2 protein-coding genes are annotated in these 9,293 nt (G+C 68.4%); both read right to left on the bottom strand.

The features are described from left to right. A partial coding sequence (locus ACP7BV_RS26690) for an SDR family NAD(P)-dependent oxidoreductase (protein WP_426107922.1) occupies window positions 1–6,683 on the bottom strand: 6,683 nt, incomplete at its 3' end. A gap of 69 nt (window positions 6,684–6,752) precedes the next feature. Continuing rightward, the coding region (locus ACP7BV_RS26685; RefSeq protein ID WP_426107921.1) for a condensation domain-containing protein at window positions 6,753–9,293 on the bottom strand (2,541 nt) is incomplete at its 5' end.

The raw sequence follows: 9,293 nt of genomic DNA, 5'->3' as shown, positions 1-9,293 counted from the left end.
ACCATCTGCACCAGAACTTCTTGCCGGGTCTCGAAATGGGTGCGCAGTGCTTCGTGCCGGTTGACGATGGCCTGCAAAGCGCCTTCCAGCGCCGCCACGTCGAGCGCGCCGCGCAGCGCGACTGCCGCCACGATGTTGTAGAACGGGTCGCCAGGCTGCATCTGGTCCAGCAGCCACAGTCGCTGCTGGGCGGATGACGCCTGCGCTTCTTCGCCAGCCGCCCAGGCATGGGCCTGAAGGGCCAAGCCCGGCGCTGCACCGTCGTCGTCGCCGACCGCCACCTGGTCCAGCAGTTGCTCCACCTGCGCACAGAACGCGATCAGCGTCGAGTGGTCGAACAACACCTTGCCGGGCAGGTCGATGCCAAACTTCTGGCGCACCTGCGAGACCACCTGGGTGGCCAGCAAGGAGTGACCACCCAAGGCAAAGAAGTCGTCATCGGCGCGCAAACGGCCGGTCACATTGAGCACCTCGCGCCAGACGGCTTCCACGCGCGCGCCGACCGAACCCTCGGCCCACTGCGCCGGGCTCGACTCCGCCATAGCGCCCGCCATGTGAACCACGGCCACCTTGCGCCCGAAGGCGTCGGTGAGGGGCACGCTGCAAGCTGCCAGCGCGGCATCGTCCACCTCGACCTGCGGCGCCTGAACGCTGCTATGGCGCAGCCGAGCCAGCACTGCCGGACGCGTGGGCGACAGGCCGGCGAACACCACCGCCGCGGTGGACTGGACTGCCGCTGCCAGCAGCGCAATCGCCTGCCGCGGGCGCAGCAGCACCAGAGAACGCCGCGCCAGCATGGCGCGCGTGACCGTGTCGCGGCTCAAACCGGTATCTTCCCACGACGACCAGCCAATGGCCAACTTGCGCCATGGCGCAGGCAAGACGCCGGCCGCGTCCTCTGCCACCGCCTCGAGCGCACTGCTGGCAGCCGAATAGGCGAGCGTGTTGATGCCCCCGGCCCAGCCGTTGACGGAGCCGAACATGATGAACAGGGGTTTTGCGGCCACCGGGCCGGTCCAGTCGGCCGCAATGCGCTGCAGGTGCACGGCGCCGCGCAGGCGGGCGTCAAACGCGGCACTCAGGTGCGCCATGCCGGTGTCGGCCAGCGCCGCTTCGCCAACTTCAGCGGCGAGATGGAAGACGCCGCCCAGTTCACCGCCAAGCTCCGCATGCGCGCTGGCCACCGCCGCCTGCAGCGCAGGCGCGTCAGCCACGTCCACCGCGCGATACGTGCATTGCACGCCTTCGGCCTTAAGCCTGGCGAGGGCGGAATAAGCCGCTTGCGGCGCGCGCCGGCCCAGCAAAATAAAACGTCCCTGATGTTGCGCCGCGATCCAGCGGCATACCTCGAAGGCGATGCCACCGAGGCCGCCGCTGACGATCCAGCTCGCCCCGCGAGGCCATGCCCGGTCCATGGGCATCTGCAAAGGCACCGCAGCCAGGCCGGCGACATGCCGCACGCAGGCGCGCAATGCCACCTGGTCCTGGCAATCGCCGGCCAGCAGTTCTGCGTCGAGCGCGCAGCGCACTGTTTCGTCAAGCACCGCCGGCAAGTCGATCTGGCGCACCTGGAGGTCTGGGTACTCCTGCGCGACGGTGCGCAGCAGGCCACGGCAGGCGGCAGCACCGCCACACACAGCGTCGCCGCCAACGACAGCCCAGGCGCCATGGGTGAGCACATCAAGCGCAACAACACCCCGGTCGGCCCGCTCAAGTACGGCGCGCACCAATCCCAGCAAGTTGGCCGCAGTGGCGCGCGCGGCATGCGCCCAATCGCCCGCGCCGTCGCGCCCGTGGGCTGCGTCCTGACCCAGCCAGCGCACGACGCGAACGCTGTGCTCCTGTCCCTGCTTCGCCAGGGCTGCGTCCAGCACCCCGCGCCAAGCCGGCAGCGCCAGGTCGTCTGCCGACGGGGCGACGGCAGCACTGACGGTCCATCCTGCCTTGCGCAGCCGCGAAACGCAGGCCAGCGCTTCGGCGCCGCCGTCATGCAGCAGCACGATGGCACCGGCGCGGCGCCCGAACAGGCGCGCCGGCGTTGCACGGCGCGTCCATTCGCGCTGGAACAGCCAGTTGCCGACTGTATCGTCAGTTTCAGCCGGCGCCGCGCCGGCCTGCATCAGTGCGTCATACTCGCCGCGCACGAAGCGCTCGCGCAGCTGCGCGCGCTGCACCTTGCCGCTGGACGTCTTGGGAAAGGCGCCCTCCGGCAGTGCCAGCACGTGAGCCGGGTGCACACCCAGGCCCACGGTGACCTCGCGCCGGATCGCCTGTGCGGTGGCCGCCGGATCGCTTCCTGCGGTGCCGACATAGAACACGGCCAGCTGCTCTTCGCCATCGGCGCTGCCGGGAACGGCCACTGCCGCCGTGAACGTGGCGGCCACGCCGGCCACCCGTTCCATGACCTCTTCCACGTCGACGCAGGGAATGTTCACGCCGCGTATGCACAAGATTTCCTTCGACCTGCCGGTCAGGCACAACTTGCCATTGCCGATGAAACCCAGGTCGCCGGTATCGAACCATCCATCGCCCGTGAACGCTGCGCGGTTGGCCTGTTCGTCGCGCAGGTAGCCGTGCATCATGCTCGGGCCGCTTACCTGCAGGCGGCCGATCTGGCCGCAGCCAAGCAGCTGTGCGTGGTCGTCGACGATGCGAATCTTGGTGCCGCGCGTCGGCCCTCCCAGGCTGGCGAAGGCCGAAGCCGAGCCGGCCGGGCGCAGCCAGGCCTGCTCAAGAACGAAGCCGGTGGCAAATGTGATGCCGGTGCACAGTTCGGCCATGCCGAATGCGGGGCGCATTGCCGCCGGATCAAAGCCTTGCCGGCCCGCGAGCGCGATGAACTCGGCCACGGCAGCGTAGGAATTCTGTTCCCCCGCATTGATAAAGCCGCGCACGTGCGACAGGTTCCAGCGCCCGGCCGGCGCGTCGCGCAATTCGGCGTTGAGCAGCTTGAGTCCGAAATTGGGCGACCACATCTGCGTAACGCCGAATGCATCCACCAGGTCAAGCCAGGTGGACGGCGCGCCGATGACGCGGCTGGTGGCAACGAAGATCTGCTCGCATCCGGAAACGGTGTCGCGCAAGTGGTGCATGATGGGGGCGACATGGTCCATCGCGACCCAGTTCAGGCTCACGTCGGCGGCATTGAAACCATTGCAGTCCACTGCTGCCGCGATTTGCGCCAACACGTTGCCGTGGCTAAGCGGTACCAATTTGGGACGCCCGGTGGAACCGGAGGTCAATTGCAGGCATAGCAGATCCGCGCCCGCGCGTTTCGATACAGCCTCGGCCCGCAGCGGCTCGCTGCCACCGGTGAGAACGACAATGCGGGCGCCGCAGGGCGCCAGCAGGTCGGTGCACTGGCGGCGAACCTCGGTCTGTTTCGCATGCACGACGACGACGGCGTCGTCCAGCACTTCAAGTACCTGTGCCATGCGGCGCATGGCCGGGTCGCCCTCGCCTGCGCGCACCAGCGGCAGCACTAGCGGCACCGCGCCGATCAGGATCGACGCCCACAGCGCCTGCAGCACGGCGTGCTCGCTGTCGCACTGCAAAAGGACATGGGCGCCCGGCGTCACAGCGCCGGCCTTCAGTTCCTGGGCCAGCCGCAGGGCGTCGGAGAACAGCGCACGCAGCGTGCTCGATTGGTCCTGGCTGGCATCGGCGGCAAAAAAGCGTAGTACGCTGCGCCCGTGGCGCTCGGCGCACAGCAACAGCATGTGCGCCATGCCGCCATCGATCGCGGACGGCAAGGCGGGGCCGCCATCGAGCAGCGCTTCGCTGCCCTGCTCGACCAGCACCGCCGGCACGGGCGTGACCGGTGCGCCAGCGCCCGGCGCTGCCGGCGCGGCCAGCGCAGGGCCGGCCAGGCCTTCGGCCGCCACGCCGGCGTCGTCTGCCGGGAGCACCGCGCGCAACCGGATGCGCGGGGCTTCCTGCGAGTCCGGGGAGACGCGCGCAAGCCAGTCATTCAGTTCGGCCTCGCCAGGCGCCGGCAACGCGTTTAGCGCGTCGATATCGACTTCACCGGCGCCATTGCGTGGCAGGTGGGCGAGCGGGACCCAGATCAGCGATGTGGCGTCAATCCCGGCAACCGGAAATTCAGCGCCGAGCTGCTCGCGCGGCTCACCGCCGACAGTCCAGGCCAGCATGCGGCGCCGCCCGTCGCAGCCAACCCGGCTTCCCAGCGCCAGGTCAAAGGGCCGCGCTGCACGGCGACAGGCGCCGGCCAGCGCGGCCATGTCCACCGCCTTACCGTCCAGCCACTCAACTAAGCTGGCGCCGCCGGTCCGAAGCAGGCGTCCATCGGCCAGCTGACGCACCTGTACCTGCATTTCCACCAGCGGCAAAGCGGGCGAATCCACAGGGCGAAGGCTGATCGCCAATTTGCCCGTCCCGAGCCGCGCGGCATCGCGTCCGCTTTGGGCGCCAACGCGCACCACGGACCAATGTGGGGCGCGGGCGTCAATCTGCGGCGCACTGTTGTCCGGGTTTGCCGTGACGCTTTCCACCCACGCCGGCAAGCCGCTGTACGGGCAGGCATAGATTGCCACAGCGCTGTGGCCTTGGACCGCGTCGTCAATCTGCCCAACGTCGCTCCAGGAACGCAATTGCGCCCACACCCGCGGCCGTACGCAACTGTCCAGCTCGGCACCGGCGCTCGTCTCGACCAGATCGGTCCACACCCAGTCGGCCCGCGTCAGCGACACGGCTGCGCGCACGCTGCCCAGCGTATTGTCGGCTGCGTGATGGAGCACCGTCGTCTCGGCGCCGCACGCCAGCGGCAGCGCCAACATGAAGGCATTTCTCAATTCCGGGGCGCGGCATACGAGCACCGCCCGTTCACCGGCGCGCGGAGCCCAGCTGGCTGCCAGCGCGTGCAATTGCGCAAAGAGCGCCGTCACCGGCAGCGTCGTCCAGCTGCCATCCACGCTCTCCTGGAACCCGACACGGATCGCCCGCACCGCTTCTTTGGTGAAGGGCGCGGCGGCGGTGCCGGCGTGCGTGGCTGGCCAGCCGATGAAGCTTGGGCCACCGGCTGTGGATACGGTCGGCTCCTGATCGCAAACAATCATGCGGCACAGCGCCGGCGCCTGCGCGTGCGGCGCGAGCAGCATGACGTCGCTGCCGCGCAGCGTGGCGGCGATCAGGCCGACCAGCAGATCTTCGGGCAGTGTTGGCACAAGGCCGAGCGGGCTGTCGCAAGAATGCCCGGCCTGCTCAAGCGCCGCCGCAAGCACGCGCGCGCGCGCGCCCAGCGCCCGCCCGGAAGCGGTTGCATCCAGGCCGGTGGCCACCAATGTCGCCCAGGCGTCAGGCGCGTGGATCAGCGCCGCTACGGGCGGCGCCGGCGCCAGCATAGCCCAGGCGTCGCCCAAAGTTGCAATGCGCCCGTCCGACAGCGCGCCGATCAGCGTCGTCAATTGCGCCAGGCGCTCCTCGGCCTCGGCCGTCGCCATGGCCTTGCGGTCATAGGGAAAGCGCAGCTCGGTGCGCGCGCCGGGGACCACGATCAGTCCATAAGGATAATTGCTGCGCTGGTGCAATTCCAGACTCGCCAGCTTCCAGTCGGCGGGAATGGCATCGAATGCCTCGGCCATTGGATAGTTTTCAAAGGCCACCACGTGGTCGAACATTTGGCGCCGGCGCGGCACCAGGGTCAATTCGGCCAGCTCGCCAATGGCCAGATGCTGGTGCTCCTGCATGCCGCCAACCTGCTCGCCGATGGCCTGCAACCACGCAATGACGCCCTGGTCGGCGCCTACCCGCACGCGCAGGGGCAAGCTGGTGACGCACATGCCGACCACCGCTTCGATGCCGGGCAAGTCCGCCGGCCGGCCCGAAGACGCCATACCGAACAGCACGTCGTCGCAACCGCTGGCCGCCGCCAGCAGCAGCGCCCAGGCCCCGAGCACCACCGTGCCCGGCGTGATCTGTTGTTCGCGCGCGAAGCGGCGCAAGCGCTCGGTGGCGTCTTCGCCGAGCCAGGCGCTGGCCTCGGCATCGCTGCACCATGAGCTATTGCTGGCGGCCCGGTCCGGCGCAATCAAACTGACGGGCGAGTCGAAGCCGGCCAGCTGCGCGCTCCAGAAGGCGCGCGCCGCGCCGCGCGGCTGGGCATCCATCCACTCCTTATAGTCGCGATACTGTGGCCCGGCGGCCTTCGGTGCGCCGCCGGCGTACTGCTCCATCACTTCGCGCATCACGCTGGCGACGGACCACCCGTCGAGCAACAGGTGGTGGTGGGTCCAGACGATGGCGTTGACGTTTTCCGGCAAGCGCAGCAGGCTGACACGCATTAATGGCGCGCGCGACAGGACAAACGCCGTTGCGCGCTCGGCCTCTAAAAAGCGCGCTGCAGCGTCATCGGCAGCAGCACTGAAGTCGTGCACCTGCAGTTCGACCTTGATCTCGCGATAGACAACCTGCGTGGGCCGTTTGACCCGGCGCCAGGCAAACGCCGTACGCAAGGATTGATGGCGGGCGATCACGGCATTCCAGGCGCGTTCGAGACGCTGGGCATCGACCTCGCCTAGCAGATTGAGCACCAACTGGACGATATAAATGGGGCGGGTCTCGTCCTCGACAGCATGGAAAAGAATCCCTTCCTGGATCGGCGTGGCGGGATACAGCGCTTCGATACGATCCGTCGCGCGAGCCGTTACGCCTGTATTTTCATTCATGTTGGTGCCCATGTTGGTGTGTTTACTCATCATTTGTACTACGCTACTTGTCGAGCGTGCAGCGTTGCTTCAGTCGAGGTCAGATTCAAGTTCATCGAGCAGGTGGCGCAACTCGTCGTCATCCATGTCGGCCCCCAGCCCCGCAATCGGCGCTGCGGCAAGCATCACTGCCGGGGTTGGTGCGCTCTGGGTTGCTGCATCACGTAGCCATTGCAGTAACGCCTGCGCCATCTGTTCGACGTGCGCGAGTGCGATATGGTCCTGGTCATACGTCCAGCGTATTTCGAGCTCCTCGCCTACCACCAGCGCATCGACTTCGAGCAGCTGCGCGCGCGGCGAATGCGGCGCGCACGAGAGTCCGGACGCTACGCCATCAGCATGGAAGTGGTGCGAACCGGCGAGCATCTGATCGAAGCGGCCAAGGTAATTGATGCCGACCGGCGGTTCGCTCTGACGGCCGATGGCCCCGGTGCCGTACCGCAGCAGCCCGTAACTGACGCCGCCGACAGGCACCATCTCGAGCGCGCGCGCGGTGCGCATGAGCAGGTCGGACGCGGTCAGATCGCGCCCGGTGGAAAGACGCAACGGGAAGCGCGCAGTGAACCAGCCCACCGTGCCTGACACCTCGAGGCCTGCGCCGTCCACGCGGCGACCGTGGCGTTCCAGGTTCAACAGCACGTCTTGCTGGCCATTCCAGGCAGCGATGGCGCGCAGCACACCGGCCACGAGCAGCGCCTGCATGCCGCCGCGTGCCGCCAAGGTTTCGTCGGCCAGAAGCGCGCGCGTTCGCGCGCCCTCAAGGCAGCCGATGAGCGTTTGTGCGCGCCCCCAGGTCCCGCGTGCGCCGGTTGGAACACCAAGCAGTTCCGCTTTGGCTCCGGCGGCGCCAAAGCTGCCTTCCACGCGGCGCCAGAATGCCAGGTCGCGCTCGGTGCCGCGCGAATCTCCTGCGCCCTGCAAGGCGCGGCACCACTGGCCAAAGGCGGCCGGACGCGGCATGCCGGCCAATGCGTCGGGCTGCGCGAGTGCTTGTTCCAGCTCGCCGACCAGGGTACGCCAGGACACGCCGTCGACCACCAGGTGGTGGGCGACGATCACGCACCGGGCCTGCGCCGGCGTCCCAGAGACGATCTGCGCGAAGCGCACCACGGGACCGTGCACGGGGTCGATGCCTGCATGCAGTTCCTGCTCGATTTTTTGCAGCGCGTCGGTGTCCGCACCAGCGTCAAGTTGGTATGCATGGACCACGGCCGGCGAGGCCGCGAGCACATGCTGACGGCCGCCTTGGGCGGCGTCGAAGCGCGTGCGCAAGGCCGCGTGCCGCGCCACGAGCGCGTCGCAGGCAGCCTGGAACCTGTCGGCGGCAATCGGCGCGCGCAAGGGAAGGCGCAACCATTGATTCCAATGCGGCTCCAGCGTCCCTTGCTGCTCCAGGAACCAGGATTGGATGGGGGCCAGAGGAAATGGCCCTTGTTCTTCCGCTTTGCCATCGGCGCGCGAAGGGTCGAGCGCGACCGCGCGCAGCGCCACAGTCGCGATGGTCTGCGCTTCGAACAGATCGCGCGGCTTGAATTCGTAACCGGCCAGGCGCAGGCGCGAAATGACCTGCATGGCGATGATGGAGTCGCCGCCCAGTTCAAAGAAATTGTCGTGCACGCCAATGCGTTCCACCCGCAGCAGCTGCGACCAGATCTGCGCCAGCTCCTGCTCCAGCGCGTTGCGCGGCTCCACCCGTTCCTGGGAGCTGCCAGCGCCTTTTGGCGCCGGCAGGCGCCGGTAGTCCACCTTGCCATTGGCCGTGGTGGGCAGCCACTCGAGCAGCACCAGCGCGCCCGGTTGCGCGTATTCCGGCAACCGTGCTTGCAGGTGCGTGCGCAGTGCCGGCAGCAGCTCTTCCATCATCTGTCCGGCCAGTGGCTGGTTGCTCGCCAACCAGCCGGCAGCGGGCAGCGCCCGCGGCGCGATCCATGCGGGCGCCGCTCCGACGCGCTCCAGCACCAGGTCGAAGCAGGTCTCGTCCTGCTGCGCACCACTCCAGCGCAGCCGCGCCGTCCAACCCAGTTCACGGGCCAGCTCCACCAGCGCCTGCGGTTGGGACGCACCCTGCGCCGCATCCGCCGCCTGTTCCTGCAGGCGCGCCAGCGGCACCTCGGAGCCGGCTTCCTGCAATGCGCGCGCCAGCGCCGCGTCGGCCACCGTGCGCGCATTCGGGATGCGCGCCAGTCCAAGCCGGGCCACCGTCGGCGACTGGCTCTCCAGCAGCGCGCGCAGGCCTGCTTCATCCAGTTTGGCTTCGCGCCAGTCCAGCCAATCGAGCGCCAGCGCGGCGCCTTCCTGCTTGGGACCGACGTGCAGCACCACGTCGTAGCGGTAACCGGTCAGCTCGTTGCTGGCGTGGCCGTGCTTGTGCAGCACTTCCACGTGCGCCACCCGTCCCAGGCGCAGTGCCAGGTCCAGGAAATAGGCGGGCGAGAGCACCAGCTCCTTTTCCATCGCCATCTGGCGCGCCACGCGCTCGCGCAGCTGTCCGGCCGGCGTGCCGCCTGCGGCCTGCCACGATTGCACCGACGCGTGGAACGTCTCGAGCAGCGGCAGGCTGCGCACGTCGCC

Source organism: Massilia sp. TSP1-1-2 (genome assembly GCF_049896185.1).
Classification (GTDB): Bacteria; Pseudomonadota; Gammaproteobacteria; order Burkholderiales; family Burkholderiaceae_D; genus Telluria_A.
Note: the sequence above shows the minus strand (reverse complement) of the source record. Positions and strands in the feature narration are given on the sequence as shown.